Source organism: Kitasatospora sp. NPDC097605 (assembly GCF_040302725.1).
Lineage (GTDB): Bacteria > Actinomycetota > Actinomycetes > Streptomycetales > Streptomycetaceae > Kitasatospora.
In genome coordinates this window covers 1-26,226 of record NZ_JBEOSF010000052.1, presented here as the reverse complement: position 1 = coordinate 26,226, position 26,226 = coordinate 1, and the positions used below count along the sequence as shown (strand labels likewise).

Here is a 26,226-nt window from a genome sequence, read left to right as displayed (position 1 = left end):
CGCCGGGCCGGGGCCGGGGGTTACCCGAGGCGCAGTGTCACCCGTTCGGATTCGACCCGCTTCTCCCACTGGTCGGCGTCCAGGCCGTCCGAGTTGCGGCAGAGCACCACCGAGGCGCCGGCCGCCAGCGGCGCCAGCAGGCCGGCCTCCAGACCCGCCCAGTCGTCGTAGGAGAGGGTGGACAGCACCCGGTCGCCCGGACCGACCCCGAGCCGGACGGCACCCTCGCGGGCCAGCTGCACGGTCTGCTCCCCGGTCAGCTTCAGCGGCAGGCCGTCGACCGAGGTCTCCAGCGCCGGGGCGTCCGGGGTGACGGGGGAGTAGGGGGCGAACCGGTCGCCCTGGCCGGGCACCTCGGCCGCGTAGTCCAGGAAGCCGTCCGGACGCTGCGGGAACCGGCCGCCGAGCGGGCGCAGCGCGAGCGCCACCCGCTCGCCCTCGCAGGCCTGGGCGGCCTCCAGGCCGTCCGGGCCGCTGACCACCAGGTCGGCGGCGGCCGGGTCGCCGCCCGGGACTGCCGCCACCCCGACCGACCAGCAGGCGAGCAGCCAGACGGCGCTCTGCCAGTGGGCCGGGAGGAGCAGCGCGGCGCGGTCGCCCGGGCCGGCGTTGAGCTCGTCCTGGAGCAGGTTGGCGGTCTTGGCCACCCAGTTGTCGAAGGTCCGGGCGGAGAGCTCGACGCGTTCGCCGCTGGCGTCGTCGTAGAAGGTGACCAGCGGGGCCGCGGGGTCGACTGAGGGAGTGCCACCTCGCAGGTAAGCGTGCAGCAGCTCGACGGGGGTGCGGGCATCGGCAGCGAAAGGCGAAGTCATGGTGCGCCCCAGCCTACGGCCTTCGGGTGGACGTCCGGGAGGGGTGGCGGACGCGGCGCCGGGTGGCGTGGCGAGCGGGTCGAAATCCCGTGAACATCCGGTTTATGCGCACCTCACGCCCGGCCCGCCGCGGCCGCCCGACCGTCCTCCGGCCCGCCGTCCCGCCCACCGCCCTGCTCGCCGTCTGCGCCGTCGTCCTGCCGCTGTGCCCGGCCGCCGCCGAGGCCGGCCCGCCACCCGCCGCGCCCCCGCCGCGGGCGGGGCTGCGCACCTCGGCGGGCGGCGGCTCCGTCGCCTCGCTCCCGCTGACGAGCGCGACGGCGCCGCGCGCCACCGGGCGGTTCGAACTGCTCGGGGTCACCTGGGACGGCCCGGCCCGCGCGCTCGCCGGCGGCGCCGTCCGGGTCCGCACCCGGGACGCGGTCACCGGGGCCTGGCACGACTGGCAGCGGCTGGACGCCGACGGCGAGGACGGCCCGGACGCCCCGGCCGCCGCCGGCGGTGCCCCGCGTGGCGGCACCGCCCCGCTGTGGACCGGCCCGAGCGACGGCGTGGCCGTCGAGGTGGCCGCGGGCCCGGCCGGACCGCCGCCCGGTCTGCGGGTCGAGCTGGTCGACCCGGGCCGCGGCGCCGAGTCCTCCGCCGCCCGGACCCTGCCGGCCGAACCGGAGGGCGCCGCGCGCCGGGCCGGCCACCGGGCCCCGCGCCCCGCGATCGTCACCCGGGCCGGCTGGGGCGCCGACGAGTCCCTCCGCGAGCCGGGCTTCGGCTACACCGGCCCGGTCCGGGCGGTCTTCGTCCACCACACCGCCACCGCCACCGCCTACGCGTGCACCGAGGCGCCCCGGGTGATCCGGGCGATCCACCAGTACCACGTGCGGGGCAACGGCTGGCGGGACATCGGCTACAACTTCCTGGTCGACCGCTGCGGCACCGTCTACGAGGGCCGGGCCGGCGGCGCCGACCTGCCGGTGCACGGCGCGCACACCCTCGGCTTCAACACGGACTCGGCCGGCGTCGCGGCGATCGGCGGCTACGTCGAGGACCCGCCCCCGCCGGCGCTGCTGACCGGCCTCGCCCGGGTCGCCGCCTGGAAGCTCGGCCTCACCGACCGGGACCCGGGCGGCCGCGCCCGGCTGGTCTCCACCTCCAGCGGCAGCCGCTACCCGGCGGGCACCGAGGTGGACCTCGACGCCGTCTCCGGCCACCGCGACGCCTTCGACACCGAGTGCCCCGGCAGCGCCCTCCACCCCCGGCTCCCGGGCATCCGCACCATGGCGGCCCGCCTCCAGGGCCGCGTCGACGTCCCCTTCGCCCCGTAGCCGGCCCGCTCAGCCCGGTCCCGGCCCGCGTCCGACCAGTGCCCGCAGCTCGGTCGTCAGCGCCAGGGCGACGTCGGGCCGCTGGTCGTACCGGGCCGGGGTGCTCTGCCACAGGGCGATCCGCCAGCCCGCCCCCGCGTTGACCGCGATCACCGTCTGCACCGCGTTCAGCGCGGGATCCACGTCCTGCGCGTCGTCCGGCACCAGGCCGGCGACCGCGTCCAGCTGCGCCACCCCGGGGGCCAGCGCCCGTACCCGCCGCACCTTGGCGACGTACTCCGGTGTCGCGTGGTCGGCGAAGATCCGTCCGAGCTCGGCGGCCATCACCGAGCGGCCGGAGTGCTTCGTCCCGTCGAAGCCGATCACCTCGCCGTCCGGGGTGAACGGCCCGGCGAAGGCCGCGCCGTCCCGCAGGTTCCAGCCTTCCAGTACCCGGTGGTAGAGGGCCCGCACGGCACTCTCGTCACCTGGGGACAACTCCGCCACCCGCGTATCGTTCATATCCCCATGGTCGGCGGACAGCGGAGGAGGCGCACGACGGTGAACGGGAGGAGCGTGCCCGCCCCGAGGGCCACCGGCAGCACCGGCGGCGGCACCGAGGCCGTGCGCCGCTGGCGGCCCGGCTTCCCGCTGGACGTGGCCCGTACCCTGCTCCCGCTGCGCCGCGGCCCGGGTGACCCGGCGTACCGGACCACCGCCGACGGCGCCGTCTGGCGCGCCTCCCGCACCCCGGCCGGCATCGGCACCCTGCGGGTGCTCGCCCGCCCCGCCGAGGGCGTGGTCGAGGCGGGCGCCTGGGGCCCCGGCGCGCAGTGGCTGCTCGACCGGCTGCCCGAGCTGCTCGGCGACGGCGACGACCCGGCGGGCCTGGTCCTGCCGCCCGGCCCGCTGCGCGAGGCCCAGCGCGAGACGGCCGGCGTGCGGCTGATCAGGACCGGCCTGGTCATGGAGTCGCTGGTCCCGGCGATCCTGGAGCAGAAGGTCACCACCAGCGAGGCCTACCGCGCCTGGCGCACCCTGCTGCGCGGCTACGGCACCCCGGCGCCCGGCCCAGTCGGGGACCTGCGGGTGACGCCCTCGGCCCGCGAGTGGTCGCAGGTGCCGAGCTGGGACTGGCACCGCGCGGGCGTGGACCCGAAGCGCTCGGCGACGGTGCAGCGCGCCGTCCGCCTGGCACCCCGCCTGGAGGAGGCCTCCGCGATGGACCACGAGGCGTCCTTCGCCCGCCTCACCGCCGTCCCGGGCATCGGCGTCTGGACGGCGGCCGAGGCCCTCCAGCGCAGCAACGGCGACGCCGACGCCGTCTCGGTCGGCGACTTCCACCTGCCCAACACCGTCGGCTGGGCCCTGGCCGGCCGTGTCCGCAGCGACGACGCCCAGATGCTGGCCCTCCTGGAGCCCTACCGCCCCCACCGCCACCGCCTCTGCCGGATCGTCCTCGCCACCGGCACCCACGCCCCCCGCTTCGGCCCCCGCCTCACCCCCAACGACCACCGCCACCGGTGACCAAAGGGGCTCCATGGTGTACACAGCCAGGTGTACGCTCGGTCCATGGCTGAGTCGTTGAGCATCCGTGAAGCCCGAGCCCACCTCGCCGAGGTCGTCACCAAGGCCGAATCCGGTGAGATCACCGTGATTACCCGCAAAGGCGAACGTGTCGGAGCGGTGGTGCCGATCGAAATCCTGGACGCCATAGAGGAAGCGGCGGACGAGCTGGCTGCCAGGGAAGCCGAGCTGCACCGCAACGACCCGACAGTCAGCATGGCGGAGCTGCTGGCCGATCTGTTCGACTCGCCCCCGGGCTCGGCGGGGAGCGCTGCGTGAAGTACGCCTTTCGGTTCACCGTGCACGCCCAACGCCAGTTGAGGGCGATCGGCCAGGTCGAGGCCATGCGGATCCTCTCGGCGCTGACGGCTCTCGGCGACGACCCGTTCGCCGAGGGCCTCGGCGTGAAGAAACTGACCGGACACGACGGCCTCTACCGCCTGCGGGTGGGTGCTTTCCGCGTGGTCTACGAGGTGCAGGGAGGCCGGCTGCTCATCCTCGTGGTCAACGTCGGCAATCGTCGGGACGTGTACCGCCGACTCTGATGCCTCCTACCGGACCTCGATGAAGGTGTCGGCGGGGCGGTCGGGGCGGGTGCGCGGGGGTTCGGCGGGGCGGCCGACGGCGATGGCGCCCATCGGGTCCCAGTGGGCGGGGAGGTCGAGGGCGGCGCGGACGGTGTCGCGGCAGAACATGGTGGAGGAGACCCAGGCCGAGCCGTAGCCCTCGCCGGCCAGGGTGACCAGGAGGTTCTGCACGGCGGCGCCGATCGCGACGGTGAACATCTCCCGCTCGGCGCCGGCGCGGCGCTCGTCGGGGTAGTCGTGCGAGCCGTCCATCACCAGGCAGGGCACCACCAGGTACGGGGCGGCCCGCAGGACGTCGCCGCGGGCGGTGCGGCGGGCGATCCGCTCCTCGTCCCAACCGTCCAGCTCGGCGAGGTCGCGGCGCCAGGCGGCGAGCATCGCGTCCAGCAGCCGGGTCCGCGCCTCGGGCGTCTCCAGCAGGACGAACCGCCACGGCGTGGTGTGGTGCGGCGCGGGCGCGGTGACCGCGGCGGCGACCGCGCGGCGGACCGCCGACGGGTCGACCGGCTCGGCGGTGAACGCCCGGATGGTGCGCCGCTGGGTGACCGCCAGCCGGATCGCCTCGGAGGTGCCGAGCCGGAACATGTCGTCGGCGGCGGGCCGGATCAGTGGCCGGGTGCCCTCGCCGTCCTCGGCGGTGACCAGGTGGCCGAGGCCGCGCACCACGGCGACCGGGGTGCCGGTGGCCTTGCCCTTCACCAGGTCGGCGGCGGCGGCGAGCTCGTCGGCGGTGGCGGTGACGGTCATGGCCAGCTCGTTGCCGTGCGAGTCGGTGCGGCCCCGGTGGTCCTCCAGGACGGCCAGCCCGGCGGCGCCGATGGCGACGTCGGTGAGCCCGTTGCGCCAGGGCCGGCCGAAGGTGTCGGTCACGACGACCGCGAGCCGGCGTCCGGTGAGCCGCTGCAGCCGGCCGCGCAGCGCGCGGGCCGAGGCGTCCGGGTCCTCGGGCAGCAGCAGCACGGTGCCGGGGGCGGTGTTCGAGGCGTCGACGCCGGCGGCGGCCATCACCAGGCCGTTGCGGTTCTCGACGATCCGGATGCTGCCGCGCCGGGCGACCACCCGGACGGTCTCCGCGTCGATCGCGGCCTCCCGGTCGGCGGCCCGCAGCACCCGGCCCTCGGCCTTGCTGACCACCTTGGAGGTGACCAGCAGGATGTCGCCGTCCCGGTACTCGGCGGCCTTGGCGATCAGCTCGGCGAGGTCGGAGCCGGCGTCGACCTCGGGCAGTCCGTCGACGGGGAGGACCTGGAAGGTCATCCGCGCACCTGCTCGGCGAGCGCCAGGGCGGCCCGGGCCATCTCGGCGGTGGCGGGGACGTCGGTCATCAGCAGCGGGACGGCCCGGCAGGCGATCCCGCCGGCCTCGACGGTGGCGACGGCCGCCTCGTCCGCGGTGTCCACCAGCCACCCGTCGATGAGGCCCTCCCGCCGCCCGCCACCACCCTCGCTCGTGCTGCTCCGCAGCGCTGCCCTACTGCCGTAGTTCAGCGCGACCGCCTCCGCCGTGGCTTCGACGCCGACGGCGGCGAGCACCTTGTCGGCCATGCCGCGCACCGGCGCCCCGCCGATGATCGGGGAGAGCCCGACCACCGGGGCGGACGCGGCGGCGACGGCGGCCCGGATGCCCGGCACGGCGAGGATGGTGCCGATCGAGACGACCGGGTTGGACGGCGGGAAGAGGATGACGTCGGCGGCGGCGATGGCCTCCAGCACGCCGGGTGCCGGCTTGGCGGTGTCGGCGCCGATCGGCACGATCGCCTCGGCGTCGACGGCGGCGTGCAGCTTGACCCAGTACTCCTGGAAGTGGATCGCCCGGGTGCCCTGGTCGTCGGTGATCCGCACATGGGTCTCGACCCGGTCGTCGCTCATCGGCAGCAGCCGCACCCCGGGCCGCCAGCGCACGCAGAGCGCCTCGGTGACCTGGCTGAGGGTGTAGCCGGCGGTGAGCATCTGGCTGCGCACGAGGTGGGTGGCGAAGTCGCGGTCGCCGAGCCCGAACCACTCGGGCCCGACACCGTACTCCTTCATCTCGGCCTTGATGGACCAGGTCTCGTCGGTCCGGCCCCAGCCCTGCTCCTCGTGGATGCCGCCGCCGAGGGTGTACATGACGGTGTCGAGGTCGGGGCAGACCTTCAGTCCGAAGAGGTGGATGTCGTCACCGGTGTTGCCGATGACGGTGATCTCGTCCTCGGGGCCGATGGCCTCCCGGAGTCCGCGCAGGAAACGCGCTCCGCCGATCCCGCCTGCCAGTGCCACGATGCGCATGCGCCCATCCTGCCACGGTCGACGGGTCGTCAGCCCGGTCCTCGACAACCCGCCGCCGTGCCCCGGCGGGCCTCAGCCGACCTCGGCGGACGCCTGCGGGTGCTGCTCGGGGACGGCCGTGCCGCCGCCGTACTGGTTCATCTCGGTCAGGCCGGGGCTGTAGAGGTGGATGGAGACGGCCGGCTCCAGCGAGCCGTTGACCACCTCGTGCAGGTACCCGGCGGAGAACACCCGCTGCCCGCCGGGGCGCAGCGTCCGGGCACCTTCCCCGGCGTGGGTGAGCGAGCGCTCGACGAGCTCGCCCCGGACCACGGCCATCACGCCGGAGGAGGCGCCGTGGTCGTGCAGGCCGCTGCTCTGGCCGGGCAGCCAGCTGAGCAGCCAGACCTCGTAGCCGGGGCCGGTCTCCAGCCGGGCGTACCAGCGGGTGAGCGCGTCGTAACGGACCAGCGGTTCCCAGCGGGAGCGGTCGGCGGCGATCTCGCGGACCAGCCGGGAGTGGTCGGCGACGGTGACGGGGTGCCCGGGCAGGTCGGTGCGGGCGAGGTGCGGGAAGGCCAGCGGGTCGCCGGCGATGGAGACGTCGCTGAGGCCGTCGGCCCAGGGGTGGTCGCCGGGGCGGGCGGCCGGGGTGGGGGCGACGGGGCGGGTGGCGGCCCGGAGGCCGTGGAGCTTGAGCTTGCTGCGGTCGCGGTTCCGCTTGCGGATGCGGATCATTCGCACGGGAGTCGTCCTCGGAAGGGCTGGGTCGTCAGGGGATCAGCCGGATCCGGGATGTCCTGGGGCGGGAATCGCGGGCGGCCTCTGTGCTTCCTGGGCGGCGCGCGGCGGGACGGCGGGCGCCTAGATACAGCGGCAGGAACAGAGGCGACAACAGGAGTTCACGGCACGGCGGAGGGCGGAACCGCTCCGGGGGCTGGCGAACTCTGACATAGGGGCAAGGAGACCGCATCCGCGGGGCCGGTGTCAACTCAGGGAGAGCGGACATTAGGGGGAGATGGGTGCTGAAGTACCCGATGGGGTGATAAATCACCCTCTATGTTTCGATGGGAAGATCGCCGGGAAGAGAGGCCGATGACCGGCCTGTGGCGGTGACTGCGCGTCACCCGGCCCCCGGTTGCGAAGGGTTCATCGGCCTTCGAGGGCAATCGGGCGGGAGGTCCGATGTGTCCGGTTATGTACACTATTCGTAACGGCTTGGTGCCGGGGAGTGAATCCTGGCCCCAATACCAGAGCTCGGCTTGACTGGGCCAGAGTGACGCAACTGTAATTTCACTCGTGTCGTCGGCCGCACGAGGCAACGGCAACCACGGGGACGCCAATAGGGGCAGAGGAGGCGCGCCACATGAGCGAGCTCTTTGAGCTGTTGATCGGTGACGGCATCGAGGAGGAAGAGGAACTCGGCTGGCAGGAGCGCGCGCTGTGCGCCCAGACCGACCCGGAATCCTTCTTCCCCGAGAAGGGCGGCTCCACGCGCGAGGCCAAGAAGGTCTGCCTCGCCTGCGAGGTCCGCTCCGAGTGCCTGGAGTACGCCCTCGCCAATGACGAGCGCTTCGGCATCTGGGGCGGCCTCTCCGAGCGCGAGCGCCGCCGGCTCAAGAAGAGCGCCGTCTGAACGGGGTGGACGCGTCCCCCGGATCCCCTGACCCCGGATCCTCGAACCACCGGCCGGCACGGGCGCCCGGCCACGAAGCGCCTCACCACCGCTGGTGAGGCGCTTTCGCGTTCCCGGACGGGGCCCGGGACGGACACCGCGGACGGAGCGGCCACCGGGAGCCGTTAGTGTGGTGCGCCATCCGGTTGCCGTTCACCGGCTGTGTCCACCGAGAACTGGGGCCCGCGCACGCGATGACCGTCTACAGCCACCAGAGCGGCCTCTCCTCCAGCAGGCCGCCCGCCTACCCGCGCCACCTGGTCACCGCCGTGATCGTCTCGCACGACGGCGCCCGCTGGCTGCCCCAGGCCCTCGCCGGCCTGCTCGGCCAGGACCGCCAGGTCCAGCGCGTCCTCGCCGTCGACACCGGCTCCACCGACGACTCCCCGCGGCTGCTCGCCGAGACCCTCGCCGACTGGCTGCCGGAGAGCGGCCCGACCGTGCTCGGCCGCCGGGCCGGCTTCGGCACCGCCGTCGCCGAGGCCGTCTTCAACAGCCCCCCGCTGCGCCCCGAGGACCTGCCCTACCGGCTCGACCCCTCCGGCTACGACCCGGTCACCGGCGGCTGGGACGACTTCGGCGACCCGCTCGGTGAACAGGACGACCTCGGCCGCGGCGGCCCCCGGGAGACCCGGCCGGTCGAATGGCTCTGGCTGCTGCACGACGACTGCGAACCGCAGACCGACGCACTGCGCCGGCTGCTCCAGGTCGCCGACTCCACCCCCAGCGCCGCCGTCGTCGGCCCCAAGCTGCGCAGTTGGTACGACCGCCGGCAGCTGCTCGAAGTCGGCGTCAGCATCGCCCGCTCCGGCCGCCGTTGGACCGGGCTCGACCGGCGCGAGCAGGACCAGGGCCAGCACGACCAGGTCCGCCCGGTGCTCGCCGTCTCCACCGCCGGCATGCTGGTGCGCCGCGACGTCTTCGAGGAACTCGGCGGCTTCGACCGGGCGCTGCCGCTGATGCGCGACGACACCGACTTCTGCTGGCGGGTCAACGCCGCCGGCCACCGCGTCGTGGTCGCCCCGGACGCCGTGCTCCGGCACGCCGAGGCCGCCAGCCGCGAGCGCCGCGCCATCGACTGCGGCCCCGCTCACCCGCACCGGGTGGACAAGGCCGGCGCCGTCTACACCCTGCTCGCCAACTCCAAGGGCGCGCTCTTCCCCTACGTCCTGCTGCGGCTGGTGCTCGGCACCCTGCTGCGGGTGGTCGCCAACCTGCTCGGCAAGGACCCCAAGCAGGCCTTCGACGAGATCGCCGGCCTCGGCCACGAACTCGTCCGGCTGCCCAGGCTGCTGGCCGCCCGCAAACGCCGGGCCCGCAGCCGCTCCGCCGACGCGGTGGACGACCGCACGCTCTTCCCCGCGCCCGGCGCCACCGCCCGGCTCGCGGTCGAGGGCGCCATCGGCTCGCTCGGCATAGGGGGTGGCGACGACGCCGGCTCCGGCCGGCACGGCACCGCCGAGGCCGGCGGCGACGAGGACGCCGAGGACCTGGTCGTCGAGCAGTTCGCGCTGGTCAAGAAGCTCGTCAGGCGCCCCGCCCCGGTGCTGTTCGCGGCCCTGCTGGTGTTCGCGCTGGTCGCCTGTCGCGGCCTGCTCGGCGCCGACGCCCTGTTCGGCGGCGCCCTGCTGCCCGCCACCGACGGCGCGGGCGGGCTCTGGTCGGCGTACGCCGACGCCTGGCACCCCGTCGGCACCGGCTCCACCGCCGCCGCGCCGCCCTACCTCGCGGTGCTGTCGATCCTCTCCTGGATGCTGTTCGACCACGCCGACCTCGCGGTCACCCTGCTGGTCGTGCTCGCCGTCCCGCTCTCCGCCGTCAGTGCCTACCTGGTCTCCCGGCCGCTGATCGACTCCAAGCTGGTCCGCGCCTGGGCCAGCGCCACCTACGCGCTGCTGCCCGCCGCCACCGGCGCGCTCGCCCAGGGCCGGATCGGCACCGCCGTGCTGGCCGTGCTGCTGCCGCCGCTGGCCCGCGCCGCCGCGATCACCGCCGGCCTCGGCATCCGCGACGAGAGCGCCGCCAAGGGCGCCCGCCCCGGCTGGCGCTCCGCCTGGATGACGGTCCTGCTGCTCACCCTGGCCACCGCCTTCGTCCCGCTGGTCTGGGCGCTGGCCGTACCGCTCTGCCTGGCCATGCTGGTCACCGCGGTGGTCCGCGGCGGTGCCTTCGGCTCCGGCGCCACCGCGCTGCGCCTGCTCGGCCTGCGCGTCCTGGTGATCCTCGCGGTGCCGGTCGGCGTGCTGGCGCCCTGGTCGCTCCAGGTGCTCGCGCACCCGCAGAGGCTGCTGCTCGAAGCCGGCCTGCCCGGCCTGCACGGCGCCGGGCCGACCGCCACCGGGCTGCTCCTGGTCAACCCGGGCGGCGCCGGCGTGCCGCCGGTCTGGCTCTCCGCCGGCGTGGTGCTCGCCGCGCTGGCCGCCCTGCTGCGCGCCGACCGCCGCCGCGCGGTGCTCGCCGCCTGGGGCGCCGCCGGCGCCGGACTGCTGTTCGCCGTCGCGGTGGCCGGCACCTCGGTCACCCCGGCCTCCGGCGGCCCGGCCGTGCCCGCCTGGTCCGGCCCCGCCACCCTGCTGGCCGGCGTCGCCCTGCTGGCCGCCGCCGCGATCGGCGCCGACGGCGCCAACGCCCGCGTGGCCGGCATCGCCTTCGGCTGGCGCCAGCCGGTCGCCGCCCTGGTGGTGGCCGCCGCCGTGCTCGCCCCGCTGGGCACCGGCCTCTGGTGGGCCGTCACCGGCGCCGACGGCCCGCTGCACCGCGGCCGCGGCGCCCAGGTGCCCGCGTTCATCGCCGAGCAGGCCGGCACCACCGACCGCTCCCGCACCCTGGTCGTCACCGGCGACCCGAAGGGCGGCTCGGTCAGCTACACCCTGGTCCGCGGCGCCGGCCTGACGCTCGGCCAGGCCGAGTCCACCGTCGACCCGGCCACCGGCACCACGACCGGCCTGGACCGCACGGTCGGCAGCCTGCTGGCCGGCTCCGGCGCCGACCAGGCGGGCGCGCTCTCCCGCTACGGCATCGCCTACGTGCTGGTCGACCAGCCGCTGATCGGCGCCTTCAAGGACGTCCTGGACACCACCCCCGGCCTGGTCAAGGCCAACCAGGACGGCGGCGCCGCGCTCTGGCAGGTCGACGGCACCCCCGCCACCCGCGCGCTGATCACCGCCCCGGGTACCGTCCCCGTGGTCGTCCCGTCCGGCGAGCGCGACCTCGACACCACCGTGCCGGCCGGCCCCGAGGGCCGGGTGCTGCGCCTCGCCGAGTCGGCCGCCCCGCAGTGGAAGGCCACCCTGGACGGCACCGCCCTGGAGCCGGTCACCGTCGACGGCTGGGCGCAGGGCTTCAAGCTCCCGGCCGGCGGCGGCACGCTGCAGGTCACCCGGGAGGACGGCCTGCTGCACACCGGCTGGATCTGGGCGCAGCTGCTGCTCGGCCTGACCGTCCTGGTGCTGGCCCTGCCCGGCCGGCGCAACCACAAGGACGACGACCTGCCCGAGGGCGTGGTCGAGGCCGCCGCGCTGGCCGCCGCCGCCCAGGCGCAGGCCCCGGCGCCCGGCAGCCGCCGGGCCCGCCGGATGGCCGAGCGCGGCGAGGGCGCCGAGGGCGAGGCCCCGGAGCGCGACGAGCCGGAGGCCGGCGTGTACGAGGGCCGGCCGGGCGCGATCCCGGCGCAGGCCGCCGGCGAACCGGTGGCCGGGGCGGTCCAGGCGGCCGCCGCCGCGCAGGAGGCCGAGCCGTACACCGACCCGTACCAGACGTACCAGCAGGCCGACCCGTACAGCTACGACCCCTACGCCGCGCAGCAGCCGGTGGGCGCGCCGTACGGCGGCCAGGGCTACGGCAGCCAGGACGGCTACCAGCAGCAGGGCTACCAGGCCTACCCGGCGGAGCAGCAGTACGGCTACGACCCCTACCAGCAGCCGGGTCAGCAGCCGGGCCAGCAGGCCTGGGTGCCGGGACAGCAGCAGGCCGAGCCCTACTACGACCAGCCGGACCCGAACGAGCCCCACGACCCGAACGGCCCGGGTCGGTACCCGCACCACCACGGATCGGGGAGCTGACCCGCGATGAAGAAGCCCGCCTTCAGGAAGAAGCCGGCCGCGCCGGACGCCGCCCCGGCGGCGGCGCCCGCCGGCGCCTTCGACGGCGCCCCCGCCCCCAGGGGTTCCGGCGCGGCGAAGACCACCCAGTCGCTGCTGGCCGCGGCGGTGGTGCTCGCGGCGGTGTTCGGCATCGCCGAGCTCCGCCCGCCGGCCGCCCCGGCCCGCACCGACGGGGCCACCGCCACCTCGGCGCAGGTCGAGCGGAGCACCGCGGTCTGCCCGCAGCCGCTCCAGGGCCTCACCGGCTCCACCACCCTCACCGCGTACACCCCGCCGGGCTCGGGTGAGGCCACCGGCGGCGCCGGCTGGCTCTCCGACGCGGCCGCGCCCGCCGCCCCGCCGGCCACCGCCGCCCCGAGCGGCGCGCCCGCGGCCCCCGGCACCGCACCCGCCGCCCCCACGGCCCCCGCCGCACCGGCGCCCGCCGCGGACAAGGACGCCGTGCCCACCGACGCCAGGCTCACCCTGGCCAAGCCCGGCACCCCGGTCAGCGCCCCCGCCGCCAACGGCGACCTCGCCCCCGGCGCCGGGGCCGTCGCCACCGGCGCGCTCGCCCCCGGCTTCACCGTCACCCAGACCACCACCGTCACCGAGCAGCGCGGCCTCGGCCTGTCCGGGATCACCTGCACGCCGTCCGGCACCGGCTTCTGGTTCGCCGGCGCCTCCACCGCCGAGGGCCGCACCGACTACATCAGCCTGGTCAACACCGAGTCCAGCGCCGCCGTGGTCGACCTCAAGCTCTACGGCGACAAGGGCCTGATCGAGAACGACGCCGCCAACGGCATCAGCATCGCCCCCGGCAGCTCGCAGTCGGTGCTGCTGCCCACCCTGAGCAAGGGCCAGGTCGCCGACCTCGCCGTGCACGTGGTCGCCCGCACCGGCCGGGTCGGCGCCGCCCTGCACGCCGCCGACGGCAGCAAGGGTGCCGACTGGGTGCCCGCCTCCGCCGACCCGGCGCCCGTCCAGGTGCTGCCCGGCCTGCCCGCCGACACCGCGGCCGCCCGCCTGGTCGTCTGGGCCCCGCCGGAGGACGACGCCGACCTGAAGATCGAGCTCTCCGGCAAGAACGGCTGGTTCACCCCGGCCGGCAACGAGTCCATCCACGTCAAGGCGGGCATGGTGGCCGCCGTCGACCTCGGCAAGGTCACCCGCGACGAGGTCGCCGGCCTGCGGGTGTCGCCGAGCGACGAGAAGCACCCCACCCCGGTGGTGGCCGGCCTGCGGATCGACCGCGCCGCGGCCAACGGCAAGTCCGACGCCGCCTGGCTGGCCGGCACCGTGCCGGTCGGCACCCGCGCCACCGTGGCCGACAACCGGGGCGGCGGCGCGTCCACGCTCTTCCTCACCTCCACCGGCGAGGCCGCCACCGTCCGGGTCACCGCCTCGGCCGGCACCGGCGGCGGCACCCCCGCCACCCAGGAGGTCCAGCTGCCCGCCGGCGGCACCGTCGCCCTCCCGGCGCCCGAGCCCAGCGGACTGAACGGCAGCTACGCGCTCACCGTGGAGACCGTCTCCGGCGGCCCGGTCGCCGCCGCCCGGATGCTCTCGGTCCCCACCAAGGACGTGCCGATGTTCACCGTCCAGGCGCTGCGCGACGACCGCTCCAGCGTCAAGGTCCCGCGGGCCGCCCAGGACCCGGGCGTGGTCCTGCGCTGACCGCGCGCTCCGTACGCCGGAGGGGCCGCACCCGAACCCGGGTGCGGCCCCTCCGGCGTACCGGGCCGGTCCTCGCCGGCTCAGTCCTCGTCGTAGCGCGGGTCGATGGCGTCGGGGGAGAGCCCCAGCAGCTCCGCCACCTGCTCGATCAGGATCTCGTGCACCAGCGCCGCGCGGTCCTCCCGCGACTTCGCCCGGATCTCCACCGGCCGCCGGTACACCACGATCTGGCTCTTGCGTCCCTGCCGCCCCGGCGAGACCCGGCCCAGCGGCACCCCGCCGTCCGGATCGGTGCCGTCCGGCTCGTGCAGCGGCACCTCCTGGACGGCGAACTCCACCTCGATCAGCTGAGGCCAGCGGCGCTCCAGCCGTTCCACCGACTCACGCACGTAGTCGTCGAACAACTCGGAGCGGGTGAGCGAGATCGGGACCTGCGGCGGCGCCAGCGGGCCGCGCAGGCCCCGGCCGTGCCGGTCGCGGTGCCGCGGGCGGCGCGAGGGACCCGTCGATGACTGCGGTGCGGAGCTGTCCATATCACTGCCGAGAGTAGTCCTTGGACGCCAGGAAGTGGACCACCCCGGCGGCTGTTCGCCCGGGGCGAGCGGAGCGCCGGGACGGCGCGCGGGCGGCGACACGGCACACCCTCCGGACAGGCGGTCTTCGCTCCCCGGCGGGGAGTGCTGTACCGTCCACCCTCGTGAGCTCTGTACGTCGTTGTTCGCGGACCGCGTGCGGCCGTCCGGCCGTCGCGACGCTGACGTACGTCTACGCGGACTCCACCGCCGTCCTCGGACCGCTCGCCACCTATGCCGAGCCGCACTGCTACGACCTGTGCGCCGAGCACGCCGAGCGCCTCACCGCCCCGCGCGGCTGGGAGGTGGTCCGGCTCGCCGCCGAGGCCGGACCGCTGCGCCGCAGCAGCGACGACCTGGAGGCGCTCGCCAACGCCGTCCGCGAGGCCGCCCGCCCGCAGACCCCGCGTCAGGGCCGCGCCCCCGAGGGCGAGTCCACCGAGGGAAGCCGCCGCGGCCACCTCCGGGTGCTCCGCTCGCCCGACAACTGAGCCGCCGCCCGGCCCGCGCCCCGCTCCCGCCCCCGCACGAACCCTTCCCCGCGCCCGGGTACGCTCCCCCCTACCGGGTAGCGGCCGCCGCCGTGCCCGGACGTATCCGTGACCACGGGGCGATCAGCCCGCCGGCCAGGCCGCCGGCGCGTTCGCCGGTCAGAGACAGAACCAGGGTGGAGCCGCAGTGCGCGACCTCAAGCAGCTCGTGAAGGCGTACGACGTACGGGGCGTCGTCCCGGACCAGTGGGACGAGGACCTCTCCCGCGCCTTCGGCGCCGCGTTCGTGCAGGTCACCGGCGCGACCGCGATCGTCGTCGGCCACGACATGCGCCCCTCCTCCCCGTCCCTGACCCGGGCCTTCGCCGAGGGCGCGGCCGGCTACGGCGCCGACGTCGTGCAGATCGGCCTCTGCTCGACCGACCAGCTGTACTACGCCAGCGGCGCGTTCGACCTGCCCGGCGCGATGTTCACCGCCAGCCACAACCCGGCCGAGTACAACGGCATCAAGCTCTGCCGGGCCGGCGCCGCCCCGGTCGGCCAGGACACCGGCCTCGCCGAGATCCGCGAGCTGGTCGAGTCCTGGACCGGCGAGGACGACACCGTCACCGTCCCGGCGCGCGACGTCCGCCCGGGCACCCTCTCCGAGCGGGAGACCCTGCGCGGCTACGCCGACCACCTGCTCGGCCTGGTCGACCTCGCCGCCATCCGCCCGCTCAAGGTCGCCGTCGACGCCGGCAACGGCATGGGCGGCCACACCGTGCCCACCGTCTTCGACGGCCTGCCGATCGAACTCGTCCCGATGTACTTCGAGCTGGACGGCACCTTCCCCAACCACGAGGCCAACCCGCTCGACCCGAAGAACCTGGTCGACCTGCAGGCCAAGGTCCGCGAGGTCGGAGCCGACCTCGGACTCGCCTTCGACGGCGACGCCGACCGCTGCTTCGTCGTCGACGAGCGCGGCGAGCCGGTCTCCCCGTCGGCCATCACCGCGCTGGTCGCCGCCCGCGAGATCGCCCGCGCCAAGGCCGCCGGCGAGGCCGAGCCGACCATCATCCACAACCTGATCACCTCCTGGACCGTCCCCGAGGTGGTCCGCGAGCTCGGCGGCGCCCCCGTGCGCACCCGCGTCGGCCACTCCTTCATCAAGCAGGAGATGGCCGTCACCGACGCCGTCTTCGGCGGCGAGCACTCCGCGCACTACTACTTCCGCGACTTCTGGCGCGCCGACACCGGCATGCTCGCCGCGCTGCACGTGCTGGCCGCCCTCGGCGGGCAGCCGGGCACCCTCTCCGAGCTCACCGCCGAGTACGACCGCTACGCCGCCTCCGGCGAGATCAACAGCACCGTCGCCGACCAGGCCGACCGCACCGCCGCCGTCCGCGCCGCCTTCGCCGTCGAGGGCACCACCGTCGACGAGCTGGACGGCCTCACCGTGGCCGGGCCGGACTGGTGGTTCAACCTGCGCGCCTCCAACACCGAGCCGCTGCTGCGCCTGAACGTCGAGGCCAAGGACCCGGCGAGGATGGCCGAGCTGCGCGACGGCGTGCTGGCCGTGGTCCGCGCCTGACGTACGGCCCCGGTGCCCCGGCCGGTAGGGTTTCCTCTCGGCCGGGGCACCGCCGTGCCGCCCCGCCGAAACCGCCGTACCGAGACCGGAGACCGAACGCCATGAAGCTCGAATCCTTCCTGCTGGAGATCCTGGTCTGCCCGCAGTGCCGGGCCGCGCTCACCGAGGGCGGCACCGAGGAGCAGCCGGAGCTGGTCTGCACCGGCGAGGGCTGCGGCCTGGTCTACCCGGTGCGCGACGGCATCCCGGTCCTGCTGGTGGACGAGGCCCGCCGCCCGGCCTGATCCTGGACGGGGCGGCCGCGCGTGCGCCGCCCCGCCGTCCCGCCGTCCTCAGCGCCCAGCCACCCGCCGGAGGCCCGCCGCATGCTCGACGACACCCTGCTCGACGACCCGGCCGCCCTCCAGCGCGCCGACCACGACCGCGCGCTGCTCGCCCTGGCCGGCTCCGGCGCCCGGGTCCGCACCGCCCTGCGGCTCGCCGACGCGGCCGGCCTGGACCGGCTGCGCCCCGACGGCCGCCCGCGCGCCGTCCTGGTCGCCGGGCACGGCAGCGCGCTGACCGCCGCCGAGATGCTGGCCGCGCTGGCCGGCACCGCGAGCCTGGTCGCCCCGCTGCCGCCCACCGACGCCGAGCCCGTTCCGCGCCCCGACCGGGCGACCGCCCCGGCCGCCTTCACCGCCGGCCTGGCCTGGCAGCTCCCCGGCTGGGCGGGCCCGCTCGACCTGCTGGTGATCAGCTCCGCCGGCGGCGGCGAGCGGGGCCTGGTGGCACTCGCCGAGCAGGCCTACGCGCGCGGCTGCGCGATCGTCGTCACCGCCCCCGGGGGCAGCCCGCTCGCCGAGGCCGCGCTGCAGGTCCGCGCGCTGCCGCTGCCCTTCGTGCCGTCCGCCGTCGAGCCCGCCGAACCCGGCCTGCCGGGCGGCCCCGGGCCCGCCGCCGAGCCGGACCTGCCCGCCGAGGACCCGGCCGCGCTCTGGGCCCACCTCGCGCCGCTGCTGGCGCTCACCCAGAAGCTCGGCGTCACCCAGCTGGCCTACGACGCGCTGCCGCTCACCGCCGACCTGCTGGACGCCGCCGCCGTGCGCTGCCGGCCGGACGCCGCCGCGTACACCAATCCGGCCAAGGGGCTGGCCGCCCGGCTGGCCGGGACCCTCCCGCTGCTCTGGGCCGAGGGCCCGGTGGCCGGCGCGGCCGCCGCCCGGTTCGCCGCCCAGCTCGCCGACCGGGCCGGGCGCCCCGCCCTGGCGGGCCTGCTGCCGCAGGTGCTCACCGCGCACCGGGGCATGTTCACCGGGCAGCTCGGCGCGGGCGCCGACCCCGACGACTTCTTCCGCGACCGGGTCGACGAGCCGGACCCGCTGCACCTCCAGGTGCTGCTGCTGCGGCACGTCCCCGGCGAGGCCGCGGGCGGGCCGTCCGGTTCCGGCGCGACGGGGGAGGACGACGGCGGCCCCGCCGAGGTGCCGGCCGACGACGCAGGCCCGCGCAGCTTCGGCGCCGTCCGGGCACACCGGCTCGCCGCCGCCCACGACGTCCGGCTCACCGAGTACGCCGCCCGCCGCCCCGACCCGCTGCACGCGCTGGTCGACCTGGTGGCGCTCACCGACTTCGCCGCCGTCTACCTGGGCCTCGCCGCCGCTCGGTCCTGAGCCCACGGCGGGCGGCCCGGTACCGTATGCGCTCGACGACCGGGACATCCGGTCCGGGCACGGGCCGCGCGGACGGCCCCCGACGGAGGGACCTTCCGAGCATGAGCACCGAAGGCGGTACCAAGGCGCTGGTCGCGGCGCTGACCGCGAACCTGGGCATCGCGGCGAGCAAGTTCGTGGCCTTCGCGTTCTCCGGCTCGTCGTCGATGCTCGCCGAGGGCGTCCACTCGCTGGCCGACTCCGGCAACCAGGTGCTGCTGCTGGTCGGCGGCAAGCGGGCGCAGCGCGCCGCCACCCCCGAGCACCCGTTCGGCTACGGGCGCGAGCGGTACATCTACGCCTTCCTGGTGTCGATCGTGCTGTTCAGCGTCGGCGGTATGTTCGCGGTCTACGAGGGCTACGAGAAGATCGTCCACCCGCACGAGCTGGACAACTGGTACTGGCCGGTGGGTGTGCTGGTGTTCGCCATCGCGCTGGAGGGCTGGTCCTTCTTCACCGCATTCCGCGAGGCCGTCAAGGACAAGGGGACGCACGGCTGGCCCGCGTACATCCGCCGGGCCAAGGCGCCGGAGCTGCCGGTCGTGCTGCTGGAGGACACCGGCGCGCTGATCGGTCTGGTGCTGGCGCTGTTCGGTGTGGGGCTGACCGTGATCACCGGTGACGGGATCTGGGACGGCATCGGCACGCTCTGCATCGGCCTGCTGCTGATCGCCATCGCGTTGGTGCTGGCGGTCGAGACCCGGTCGCTGCTGCTCGGCGAGTCGGCCCACCCCGAGACGGTGGGCCGGATCCGCGACGCGCTGGTCGACCACGACTCGGTCGACCGGGTCATCCACATGCGCACCCTGCACCTCGGTCCGGAGGAGCTGCTGGTCGCCGCCAAGATCGCCGTCCCGGCCGACTCGACGGCCGCCGAGGTCGCCGAGGCCATCGACGCCGCGGAGGTGCGGGTCCGCCGGGCGGTGCCGATCGCCCGGGCGATCTACCTGGAGCCGGACATCTACAGCGCCGAGAAGGAGGCGGCGGGCGAGGACCCGTACGCCACGCCCGGCGGGCCCGTCCCCGGCGGCGCGCACTGACGCTCCGCGGCTCGTCCCCGGCGGTCCGCGGGCCCGGTGCCGGAGGCCGAAAACGGCCGTAGCGGGCCGCCGTCGGGGGCCGTCGGTGTAGATTCGTTCCCAGTGCCAGAACGTCGCTGCTGATGGCGGTCGATCGGCGGCCCGCCCCCTCGGGGGTGTGCGCCGGTCGAGGGAGAGAGGTCCTCCGACGGTTTGTGCCGAGCAACAGGGCATCCGTGCCGCGCCGGTGAACCGTGCTGCGGGCCGGGCGTCCTGGCGTCGCCGCGCGCCCGCGCGGCCCGCCGCGTTGTGACGCACCCCAGGACCTTGGCCACGCCCCACCCGCCACACGAGGAGCAGACGCATGTCGACCGACATCACCGGTGACTTCAAGGTCGCCGACCTTTCCCTGGCCCCGTTCGGCCGCAAGGAGATCCAGCTCGCCGAGCACGAGATGCCCGGCCTGATGGCGATCCGCGCCGAGTACGCCGAGTCGAAGCCGCTGGCCGGCGCCCGGATCACCGGCTCGCTGCACATGACCGTGCAGACCGCCGTCCTCATCGAGACCCTCACCGCCCTCGGTGCCGAGGTCCGCTGGTGCTCCTGCAACATCTTCTCCACCCAGGACCACGCCGCCGCGGCCATCGCCGTCGGCCCGGAGGGCACCCCGGAGAACCCGCAGGGCGTGCCGGTCTTCGCCTGGAAGGGCGAGACCCTGGACGAGTACTGGTGGTGCACCGAGCAGGCGCTGACCTGGCCGAACGGCCAGACCCCGAACATGATCCTGGACGACGGCGGCGACGCCACCCTGCTGATCCACAAGGGCGTCGAGTTCGAGAAGCTCGGGGCCGCCCCGGACCCGTCCACCGCCGACAACGACGAGTTCCGCATCATCCTCGAGCTGCTCAACCGCACGCTCGTGGAGACCCCGAACAAGTGGACCGAGGTCGCCGCCACCATCAAGGGCGTCACCGAGGAGACCACCACCGGTGTCCACCGCCTGTACGAGATGCACCGCGACGGCAACCTGCTGTTCCCGGCGATCAACGTCAACGACTCGGTCACCAAGTCGAAGTTCGACAACAAGTACGGCTGCCGCCACTCGCTGATCGACGGCATCAACCGCGCCACCGACGTCCTGATCGGCGGCAAGGTCGCGGTCGTCTGCGGCTACGGCGACGTCGGCAAGGGCTGCGCCGAGTCGCTGCGCGGCCAGGGCGCCCGGGTCATCGTCACCGAGATCGACCCGATCTGCGCGCTGCAGGCCGCGATGGACGGTTACCAGGTCGCCACCCTTGAGGACGTCGTCGAGACCGCCGACATCTTCATCACCACGACCGGCAACAAGGACATCATCATGGCCTCCCACATGGAGCGGATGAAGCACCAGGCCATCGTGGGCAACATCGGCCACTTCGACAACGAGATCGACATGGCCGGCCTCGCCAAGCTCCCGGGCGTGGTGAAGACCGAGGTCAAGCCGCAGGTCCATGAGTGGCGCAAGGCCGACGGCCGCACCATCATCGTGCTCTCCGAGGGCCGCCTGCTGAACCTGGGCAACGCGACCGGCCACCCGTCGTTCGTGATGTCCAACTCCTTCGCCAACCAGACGATCGCCCAGATCGAGCTGTTCACGAAGACCGAGCAGTACCCGATCGGCGTCTACGTGCTGCCGAAGCACCTGGACGAGAAGGTCGCCCGCCTGCACCTCGACGCGCTGGGCGTGAAGCTGACCACCCTCACCCAGGAGCAGGCCGACTACATCGGCGTCGCGGTCGAGGGCCCGTACAAGTCGGAGCAGTACCGCTACTGATGCGGTGACGGTCCGGGAAAGCGGCACGGTGGCCGGCGCCCCCTCCCCTGTGGAGGGCGCCGGCCACCGTGGGTTCCGGGGCGGGACGGGTCAGCGGATGACGTCGGTGGTCCAGTCGGCCGGATCGGCGCCCAGCCCGGTCACACGGTCCAACCAGCCCTGAGGGCCACCGGTCGCGGCGAGCGCGTCGTCGCCCTGGGGCGATCCCACGCACAGGCGCAGCCCCCGTTGGCTCTTGCACGCGCCGGACGGCGTCACCTCCGCGCCCGGCTGCGGCGGGTTGGGGTCCTGCTTCGGGTCGCGCCCGGTGTCGGGCCTGGCGACGACGGTGACGTAGGTGTGGTCGAGGACGTAGGTGAGAGAGGCCATCCACGGGAAGCCCGCAGCGGATTCGAGGCCCACGTCGAAGTTCGCGCTGTTCAGCGCGTAGGCCGAGGGGAGATCGCGGAGGGTGAACGGCAGGGCCGCGGCCTGCCGGCTCGTGCGCACGTCGGCCGCGATCCGGGGCAGCATCTCCTCCAGGGGGGCGGACTCCAGGTTGCTCTCGGTCAGCTCGGCCCAGCGGCCGTCGGGGACCCGGAACCGGAGGAAGCGCTGACCGCCGAGGCCGACCGGGTTGTCCGGTCCGGTACCGCGCCAGTACGCCGGGTGCCCGTTCACCGGTGCGGTTTCGATCAGGTACCACTTGGTGCCGGTCGACGCCATCTCGGGCACGGGGGGCTCCTGGCCCGGCGGGTAGACGGCCAGGTTGATCCGCCCGCGGAGCAGGTCGCCGGCCCCCGTCTCCGGGCCGAGGGCCGTGATGCTCAGCTTCCCCGGGCTCACGTCGTACATGTACTGCTCGAAGCCGGGGGGCAGCCAGCCGAAGGTCGCGTTGATCGTCATCGGGTCGCGGCCGGTGTCCGGGCCGAAGCGGGGGAGCGCGGACGTGCCCCCGGTGAGGGGCGCGGTCGAGGCGTCCGGGTTCCCGAACGGCAGCACGGCGCCGGCGAGCGACGCGCCGAGAACGACCGCGGTCACCGCGCCGAGCAGCCCGGTCCGGCGCCGGCGCAGCCGGGACCGGCCGGTGTGGATCGCCCAGGCGGTGTCCAGCCGGCTCGCGGGCGCGGGCGCGTCGGCCAGCGCGGCGAGTCCGGAGGCCAGACGGGCCCTGTACTCGTTGTCGGTGCCGTGGTCGTGGGTGAAGTCGGTCATGACGTGGTTCCTTCTGTTTCTGCCGGCACCGGGATCCGGAAGGCGTGGGGCTCGGGGGACTCCTCCTGGACCCTCCTCCGGCCGAGGGACCGGCGCAGGGCGTCGAGGCCACGGGAGGACTGGCTCTTGACGTTGCCCGCGGAGCAGTCCAGCGCGGCGGCGGTCTGTTCGACCGTGAGGTCGCAGTAGTAGCGGAGCACCACCGTGGCCCGTTGTCGGGGCGGCAGAGCGGCCAGCGCGCGATGCAGGTCGATCGAGGCGTCCACGTCCAGCGCGGAGACGGTTCCCTCCGGGACCGTCTCCGGGCCGCGCCGGGCGGTCCACCGCCACCACGGGGAGCGCTGCTCGGCAAGGAAGGTGTTCAGCAGGACGGTCCGGGCGTAGCCGTCCAGGTTCTCCACGCCGGAGAGCCGGGCCCAGCGGACGTACAGCTTGGTGACGGCCTCCTGGACCAGGTCGTCCGCGCGGTGCCAGTCGCCGCAGAGCAGGTAGGCCACCTTGCGGAGCCACGGCGCCCGAGCCGCGACGTACTCCGTGAACTCGGCGTCGCGGTTCTGCTTCGCCATGGATGAACGCTCCCTCCTTCGACGGCGCCGCGTGTGCGGCGTCCGACTCCCTGATGCGGCCCGCGCTCAGGAGGTTGCACGGCCGTTCGACATCGCCGGTCCGGCCCCGACGTAGGCTTTCGGGCATGCCCAACGGCCGGTACTCGCTCCATGACACCCACGACCACGTCCTGCTCGGCGAGGAGCGGTTCAGCTGCGCGCCCGGCCCGGCCGGCTGGCGGTACGTCTCCAAGACGTACGCGCCGGACGGCAGCGTCCTCGGCACGGTGGACCTCACCCTGGACTCGCGCGCCCGGCCGCTGCGGATGGAGCTGCGGGCCGGCGGCTGGCAGGTCCGCGGCGGCGCCGTCGACGGGGTCGCCTGGGTGCGGGCGGACGCGGCCGACCCGGCCGGCGAGCTGGCGGTGGAGGGGCACGACCGGGCGCACGGTTTCACCGGGCGCTCGCCCGGGTTCCTGGTCGCCACCGCGCGGCTGCTGCGGCTGCGGGAGGGGGCGAGCGCGCGGGTGCGGCTGGTCGCGTTCACCGAGCCGGTGCTGGCGCCGCGCACCCTCGACCAGGGCTGGCTGCTGGAGGGCGTCGACACGCACGCCACGGACTCGGGGCCGCTGCTCGTCGAGCGGTACCAGGTGGCGGACCTGGAGACGGGCGAGCAGCAGGTGGTGCACCTGGCCGGGGACGTGGTGCTGGCGGCGGGCGGGGTCGAGCTGGAGGAGCTGGAGTCGCCGCCGAACCCGTGGCCGGCCGAGTTCGGCTACGACGGGGGCCTCGGCTAGGCGGGGCCTGGCCGGGGCGGACGGGTCAGGCGGACGGGTCAGGCGGGCGGGGCGAAGCCGGTGCCGGCGGCCGGAGGCGCCGGCGGGGCCGGGGGAGCGGACGGGGTGCTCGGCGGGGCCGGCGCCCAGGGCGACGGCTGGGCCTGCTGTTGGGCCTGGGCCTGGGCCTGCTGCTGGGCCTGCTGGAACGCGTACCCCTGTGCCCGGTTCCACTCGCGCCGCTGGCGCTCGGTCAGCACGGCGCCCAGGTACGCCGCCGGGTGCACCCCGTACGGCACCGGGTGGCCGGTGCGGGCCACCAGATCGTCCGCGAGCCGGGCCGACATCTGGTGGGCGACGGTCTGGTCCAGCTCGCCGATCCGCCCGAGGAACTGCCGGACGGCCAGCCAGAGCGGCTCCGGCACGGCGGAGAGGTCCAGCGCCACCAGTTCGCCGCCGATCGCCTGCAGCAGCTGCGGGTTCACCGGCGGCAGCGCGATCGCCGCCCCGCTCCCTCCGGGCACCCGCTCGCGGACCACCAGCGTCCCCGCGAAGACGTCGCCCAGCCGCTTGCCGTCCGAGGACACCACCGAGCAGACCACCGCCGGCACCCCGAACAGCATGATGATCTCCAGGAAGCCGACCAGCCCGCGCACCAGCGTGTGCCGGAACCGCACCGGCCCGCCGTCGCTGCGCACCACCCGCAGGCCCATCGCGGCCTTCCCCAGGGAACGGCCCCGGGTCAGGGTCTCGATCATGACCGGCAGCGCCACCAGGAAGAAGACGGTCAGCCCGATGGTCACGGCGGCGACCGCCGCGCCGTCCAGGTCGACCAGGACCAGGCTCAGCAGCAGGGTCGTCGCCACCAGCCCGGCGATCTGCACGGTGAGGTCCAGTGCGATCGCCAGCCCCCGGCTCGGAAGCTTCGCCGCGCGCAGGCCGAGGACGACCGCCTCACCCGTCACCAGGTCGCTCAAGACACCTGTCCGTTCCCGTCGGTGGTCAGCGGTCCGTGGGCTGGGCAATCCGGCGGATCGGCCCCCACGATCCCGCGATCTGTTGCCGTCAACATACGGGGCCGTGAAGCCCGCCGGGAAGGGAGGTCCCGGCGGCCGCGACGCCGTCCGGCCCTGGCATGCTGGGCCCACCTGTCCGCACCGCCCGACCGCGCGCCCCGCGCCGACCATGGAGCCGCCGCATGGACCTGGACGTCTTCGTCGCCACCCACCAGGGGGAGTGGGCCCGGCTGGACGCCCTCGCCAGGAAGCGGCGCCCCAGCGGCGAGGAGGCCGACGAACTCGTCGCGCTCTACCAGCGCGTCACCGGGCACCTGGCCAAGGTCCAGGCCGCCGCGCCCGACCCGACCCTCGAAGGCCGGCTCACCAGCCTGGTATCGCGGGCCCGCGACGCGGTCACCGGCAGCCGGACCAGCGGCTGGCGGGACGTCGCCCGCTATTACACGGTGAGCTTCCCCGCCGCGCTCTACCGCTCGCGCCGCTGGTGGATCCCGGTCGCCGTGCTCTCGCTGTTCGCCACCGCTCTGGTCGCCTGGTGGGTGGCCGCCCACCCCGAGGTCCGCGACAGCCTGGCCGCGCCGGACGAGCTCCGCGAGATGACCAGGCCCGGCGGCGCCTACGAGACCTATTACTCCGACCGCCCGGCGAGTTCGTTCGCCGCCCAGGTCTGGACGAACAACGCCTGGATCGCCGTGCAGTGCCTGCTCTACGGCGTGGTGCTCGGCCTCCCGGTGCTGTGGGTGCTGGTGAGCAACGTCCTCAACCTCGGCCTCGGCGTCGGGCTGATGGCGTCCGCCGGCCGGCTCGACACCTTCCTCGGTCTGCTCATCCCGCACGGCCTGCTGGAGCTGACCGCCGTCTTCGTGGCCGGCGGCCTGGGACTGCGTCTGGGCTGGACGATCGTCGACCCCGGTCCGCGCACCCGCGCCACCGCCCTCGCCGAACAGGGCCGCTCGATCATCGGCATGGGCATCGGCCTGGCGACGGTGCTGGCCGTGTCAGGCGTCCTGGAGGCGTTCGTGACCCCGTCCGGCCTGCCGACCTGGGCCCGGATCACCATCGGCGCGCTCGCGGAGGTCGCGTTCCTCTTCTACGCGCTGGTACTGGGCCGAAAGGCCGCCGCGGCCGGGGAAACCGGCGACCTGGACGCGGCCGACCGGGCGGACCTGCAGCCGGTCGCGGCCTGAGCCGATGTGATCAACAGGCCTCCGACCTGCTACTCTTCTCGAACCCCAGCTAAACCATTGACGTGGTAAGGGTGGGCTAGTAGGTTTGAACGGTTGGGACCGACTGGACACCAGTCAGGCTCAGGCGTTAGTGTCTACGACACCGCCGAGTCGAGGTGAGTGTGCTTCATCGAATGCACGCCCTCTCCGACAAGGTAAATCCCGGAACTGAGCACACCGAAAGCTTTGATAAGCTTCGGAGCGAAGTTGAAGGAAATCCCCCCAGCGGGAATCGGATGAATGAAACTCCGGAAAACGGAGCGGAAAACATCTGGTAAGCTGGAAACACGAAAGAACGAAGCGCCCGGAGGGCCGGTGTGAAAGCCGCCTGATGGAAGCGTCCGTTCCTTGAGAACTCAACAGCGTGCCA

24 protein-coding genes are annotated in these 26,226 nt (G+C 74.8%); 15 read left to right on the top strand and 9 right to left on the bottom strand.

What is annotated here, in order from left to right; translation table 11 throughout:
- Positions 1-20: 20 nt before the first annotated feature.
- A complete protein-coding gene (locus ABTX81_RS36090) occupies positions 21-812 on the bottom strand; it encodes a TIGR03089 family protein (RefSeq protein ID WP_350554504.1) in 792 nt (263 codons plus the stop codon).
- 104 nt (positions 813-916) lie between these two features.
- Between ABTX81_RS36090 and ABTX81_RS36085 the strand changes: the two genes are divergently transcribed.
- A complete protein-coding gene (locus ABTX81_RS36085; protein WP_350554502.1) occupies positions 917-2,134 on the top strand; it encodes a peptidoglycan recognition protein family protein in 1,218 nt (405 codons plus the stop codon).
- A gap of 9 nt (positions 2,135-2,143) precedes the next feature.
- Here ABTX81_RS36085 and ABTX81_RS36080 read toward each other — a convergent pair whose 3' ends face one another.
- Positions 2,144-2,635 carry an SgcJ/EcaC family oxidoreductase gene (locus ABTX81_RS36080; RefSeq protein WP_350554500.1) on the bottom strand — a complete coding sequence of 164 codons (492 nt, stop codon included), beginning with the start codon at positions 2,633-2,635 and terminating at the stop codon, positions 2,144-2,146.
- Between the two features lie 6 nt (positions 2,636-2,641).
- Here ABTX81_RS36080 and ABTX81_RS36075 point away from each other — a divergent pair, with 6 nt between their 5' ends.
- Genes ABTX81_RS36075 through ABTX81_RS36065 form a run of 3 tightly spaced genes read left to right on the top strand, consistent with a single transcriptional unit; the run spans position 2,642 to position 4,224 of the window.
- Positions 2,642-3,640: a DNA-3-methyladenine glycosylase family protein gene (locus tag ABTX81_RS36075; protein WP_502892931.1), complete on the top strand. Its 999-nt coding sequence runs from the start codon at positions 2,642-2,644 to the stop codon at positions 3,638-3,640.
- A gap of 45 nt (positions 3,641-3,685) precedes the next feature.
- Positions 3,686-3,958, top strand: coding sequence for a type II toxin-antitoxin system Phd/YefM family antitoxin (locus ABTX81_RS36070; RefSeq protein ID WP_344341827.1), 273 nt, complete (start codon positions 3,686-3,688; stop codon positions 3,956-3,958).
- The gene (locus ABTX81_RS36065; protein ID WP_350554497.1) at positions 3,955-4,224 is read left to right on the top strand and encodes a type II toxin-antitoxin system RelE family toxin; all 270 of its coding nucleotides are present in this window, start codon (positions 3,955-3,957) and stop codon (positions 4,222-4,224) included. Before ABTX81_RS36070 ends, ABTX81_RS36065 begins: the two co-directional genes overlap by 4 nt.
- Before the next feature lie 6 nt (positions 4,225-4,230).
- Here the strand turns inward: ABTX81_RS36065 and ABTX81_RS36060 are convergent, their stop codons facing one another.
- The 3 genes from ABTX81_RS36060 to ABTX81_RS36050 all read right to left on the bottom strand — a co-directional run bounded on the left by ABTX81_RS36060 (position 4,231) and on the right by ABTX81_RS36050 (position 7,247).
- The gene (locus ABTX81_RS36060) at positions 4,231-5,523 is read right to left on the bottom strand and encodes a coenzyme F420-0:L-glutamate ligase (RefSeq protein WP_350554495.1); all 1,293 of its coding nucleotides are present in this window, start codon (positions 5,521-5,523) and stop codon (positions 4,231-4,233) included.
- A complete protein-coding gene (gene cofD / locus ABTX81_RS36055; protein WP_350554493.1) occupies positions 5,520-6,530 on the bottom strand; it encodes a 2-phospho-L-lactate transferase in 1,011 nt (336 codons plus the stop codon). Before cofD ends, ABTX81_RS36060 begins: the two co-directional genes overlap by 4 nt.
- Positions 6,531-6,602: 72 nt before the next feature.
- Entirely contained in the window at positions 6,603-7,247 is a 645-nt protein-coding gene (locus ABTX81_RS36050) for a cysteine dioxygenase (protein ID WP_350554579.1), read from the bottom strand.
- A gap of 628 nt (positions 7,248-7,875) precedes the next feature.
- Here ABTX81_RS36050 and ABTX81_RS36045 point away from each other — a divergent pair.
- The 3 genes from ABTX81_RS36045 (at position 7,876) to ABTX81_RS36035 (ending at position 13,943) form a co-directional block, all read left to right on the top strand.
- Positions 7,876-8,145 carry a WhiB family transcriptional regulator gene (locus ABTX81_RS36045; protein WP_030310813.1) on the top strand — a complete coding sequence of 90 codons (270 nt, stop codon included), beginning with the start codon at positions 7,876-7,878 and terminating at the stop codon, positions 8,143-8,145.
- 233 nt (positions 8,146-8,378) lie between these two features.
- A complete protein-coding gene (locus tag ABTX81_RS36040; RefSeq protein ID WP_350554490.1) occupies positions 8,379-12,245 on the top strand; it encodes a glycosyltransferase family 2 protein in 3,867 nt (1,288 codons plus the stop codon).
- Positions 12,246-12,251: 6 nt separating this feature from the next.
- Positions 12,252-13,943 (top strand): DUF5719 family protein, encoded by a 1,692-nt coding sequence (locus ABTX81_RS36035; RefSeq protein WP_350554488.1) that lies wholly within the window; start codon positions 12,252-12,254, stop codon positions 13,941-13,943.
- Positions 13,944-14,023: 80 nt separating this feature from the next.
- Here the strand turns inward: ABTX81_RS36035 and ABTX81_RS36030 are convergent, their stop codons facing one another.
- Complete coding sequence (locus tag ABTX81_RS36030) at positions 14,024-14,476, bottom strand: metallopeptidase family protein (RefSeq protein ID WP_350554486.1); 453 nt, start codon at positions 14,474-14,476, stop codon at positions 14,024-14,026.
- Positions 14,477-14,640: 164 nt separating this feature from the next.
- Here ABTX81_RS36030 and ABTX81_RS36025 point away from each other — a divergent pair, with 164 nt between their 5' ends.
- The 6 genes from ABTX81_RS36025 to ahcY all read left to right on the top strand — a co-directional run bounded on the left by ABTX81_RS36025 (position 14,641) and on the right by ahcY (position 21,099).
- Positions 14,641-15,006, top strand: a complete 366-nt coding sequence (locus ABTX81_RS36025) for a DUF3499 domain-containing protein (RefSeq protein ID WP_350520082.1) — start codon at positions 14,641-14,643, stop codon at positions 15,004-15,006.
- Between the two features lie 187 nt (positions 15,007-15,193).
- Positions 15,194-16,576: a phosphomannomutase/phosphoglucomutase gene (locus ABTX81_RS36020; protein WP_350554484.1), complete on the top strand. Its 1,383-nt coding sequence runs from the start codon at positions 15,194-15,196 to the stop codon at positions 16,574-16,576.
- A gap of 101 nt (positions 16,577-16,677) precedes the next feature.
- Positions 16,678-16,860: a Trm112 family protein gene (locus ABTX81_RS36015; RefSeq protein WP_344321698.1), complete on the top strand. Its 183-nt coding sequence runs from the start codon at positions 16,678-16,680 to the stop codon at positions 16,858-16,860.
- An 81-nt stretch (positions 16,861-16,941) separates the two neighbouring features.
- Positions 16,942-18,228 (top strand): SIS domain-containing protein, encoded by a 1,287-nt coding sequence (locus ABTX81_RS36010; RefSeq protein ID WP_350554481.1) that lies wholly within the window; start codon positions 16,942-16,944, stop codon positions 18,226-18,228.
- 101 nt (positions 18,229-18,329) lie between these two features.
- Positions 18,330-19,307 carry a cation diffusion facilitator family transporter gene (locus ABTX81_RS36005; protein ID WP_350554479.1) on the top strand — a complete coding sequence of 326 codons (978 nt, stop codon included), beginning with the start codon at positions 18,330-18,332 and terminating at the stop codon, positions 19,305-19,307.
- Positions 19,308-19,650: 343 nt separating this feature from the next.
- A complete protein-coding gene (ahcY, locus tag ABTX81_RS36000) occupies positions 19,651-21,099 on the top strand; it encodes an adenosylhomocysteinase (protein WP_350554477.1) in 1,449 nt (482 codons plus the stop codon).
- Positions 21,100-21,189: 90 nt separating this feature from the next.
- On the opposite strand, the gene ABTX81_RS35995 is transcribed toward ahcY, so the two are convergent.
- Positions 21,190-22,293 carry a hypothetical protein gene (locus tag ABTX81_RS35995; RefSeq protein WP_350554475.1) on the bottom strand — a complete coding sequence of 368 codons (1,104 nt, stop codon included), beginning with the start codon at positions 22,291-22,293 and terminating at the stop codon, positions 21,190-21,192.
- A complete protein-coding gene (locus tag ABTX81_RS35990) occupies positions 22,290-22,859 on the bottom strand; it encodes a SigE family RNA polymerase sigma factor (RefSeq protein ID WP_350554473.1) in 570 nt (189 codons plus the stop codon). The genes ABTX81_RS35995 and ABTX81_RS35990 overlap by 4 nt, the downstream gene beginning before the upstream one ends.
- A gap of 125 nt (positions 22,860-22,984) precedes the next feature.
- Between ABTX81_RS35990 and ABTX81_RS35985 the strand changes: the two genes are divergently transcribed.
- Positions 22,985-23,635 carry a hypothetical protein gene (locus ABTX81_RS35985; RefSeq protein ID WP_350554471.1) on the top strand — a complete coding sequence of 217 codons (651 nt, stop codon included), beginning with the start codon at positions 22,985-22,987 and terminating at the stop codon, positions 23,633-23,635.
- A gap of 38 nt (positions 23,636-23,673) precedes the next feature.
- Here the strand turns inward: ABTX81_RS35985 and ABTX81_RS35980 are convergent, their stop codons facing one another.
- Complete coding sequence (locus ABTX81_RS35980; RefSeq protein WP_350554469.1) at positions 23,674-24,591, bottom strand: RDD family protein; 918 nt, start codon at positions 24,589-24,591, stop codon at positions 23,674-23,676.
- 221 nt (positions 24,592-24,812) lie between these two features.
- On the opposite strand from ABTX81_RS35980, the gene ABTX81_RS35975 reads away from it, so the two are divergent.
- On the top strand, positions 24,813-25,817 hold the full coding sequence (locus ABTX81_RS35975) for a stage II sporulation protein M (RefSeq protein ID WP_350554467.1): 1,005 nt from the start codon (positions 24,813-24,815) through the stop codon (positions 25,815-25,817).
- Positions 25,818-26,226 lie beyond the last annotated feature (409 nt).

Excerpts from the sequence above, each read along its gene's own strand:
- ABTX81_RS36090 (WP_350554504.1), bottom strand. The coding sequence starts at position 812 with ATGACTTCGCCTTTCGCTGCCGATGCCCGCACCCCCGTCGAGCTGCTG.
- ABTX81_RS36085 (WP_350554502.1), top strand. The coding sequence starts at position 917 with ATGCGCACCTCACGCCCGGCCCGCCGCGGCCGCCCGACCGTCCTCCGG.
- ABTX81_RS36080 (WP_350554500.1), bottom strand. The coding sequence starts at position 2,635 with ATGAACGATACGCGGGTGGCGGAGTTGTCCCCAGGTGACGAGAGTGCC.
- ABTX81_RS36075 (WP_502892931.1), top strand. The coding sequence starts at position 2,642 with ATGGTCGGCGGACAGCGGAGGAGGCGCACGACGGTGAACGGGAGGAGC.
- ABTX81_RS36070 (WP_344341827.1), top strand. The coding sequence starts at position 3,686 with ATGGCTGAGTCGTTGAGCATCCGTGAAGCCCGAGCCCACCTCGCCGAG.
- ABTX81_RS36060 (WP_350554495.1), bottom strand. The coding sequence starts at position 5,523 with ATGACCTTCCAGGTCCTCCCCGTCGACGGACTGCCCGAGGTCGACGCC.
- cofD (WP_350554493.1), bottom strand. The coding sequence starts at position 6,530 with ATGCGCATCGTGGCACTGGCAGGCGGGATCGGCGGAGCGCGTTTCCTG.
- ABTX81_RS36050 (WP_350554579.1), bottom strand. The coding sequence starts at position 7,247 with ATGATCCGCATCCGCAAGCGGAACCGCGACCGCAGCAAGCTCAAGCTC.
- ABTX81_RS36045 (WP_030310813.1), top strand. The coding sequence starts at position 7,876 with ATGAGCGAGCTCTTTGAGCTGTTGATCGGTGACGGCATCGAGGAGGAA.
- ABTX81_RS36040 (WP_350554490.1), top strand. The coding sequence starts at position 8,379 with ATGACCGTCTACAGCCACCAGAGCGGCCTCTCCTCCAGCAGGCCGCCC.
- ABTX81_RS36035 (WP_350554488.1), top strand. The coding sequence starts at position 12,252 with ATGAAGAAGCCCGCCTTCAGGAAGAAGCCGGCCGCGCCGGACGCCGCC.
- ABTX81_RS36030 (WP_350554486.1), bottom strand. The coding sequence starts at position 14,476 with ATGGACAGCTCCGCACCGCAGTCATCGACGGGTCCCTCGCGCCGCCCG.
- ABTX81_RS36015 (WP_344321698.1), top strand. The coding sequence starts at position 16,678 with ATGAAGCTCGAATCCTTCCTGCTGGAGATCCTGGTCTGCCCGCAGTGC.
- ABTX81_RS36010 (WP_350554481.1), top strand. The coding sequence starts at position 16,942 with ATGCTCGACGACACCCTGCTCGACGACCCGGCCGCCCTCCAGCGCGCC.
- ABTX81_RS36005 (WP_350554479.1), top strand. The coding sequence starts at position 18,330 with ATGAGCACCGAAGGCGGTACCAAGGCGCTGGTCGCGGCGCTGACCGCG.
- ahcY (WP_350554477.1), top strand. The coding sequence starts at position 19,651 with ATGTCGACCGACATCACCGGTGACTTCAAGGTCGCCGACCTTTCCCTG.
- ABTX81_RS35995 (WP_350554475.1), bottom strand. The coding sequence starts at position 22,293 with ATGACCGACTTCACCCACGACCACGGCACCGACAACGAGTACAGGGCC.
- ABTX81_RS35990 (WP_350554473.1), bottom strand. The coding sequence starts at position 22,859 with ATGGCGAAGCAGAACCGCGACGCCGAGTTCACGGAGTACGTCGCGGCT.
- ABTX81_RS35985 (WP_350554471.1), top strand. The coding sequence starts at position 22,985 with ATGCCCAACGGCCGGTACTCGCTCCATGACACCCACGACCACGTCCTG.
- ABTX81_RS35975 (WP_350554467.1), top strand. The coding sequence starts at position 24,813 with ATGGACCTGGACGTCTTCGTCGCCACCCACCAGGGGGAGTGGGCCCGG.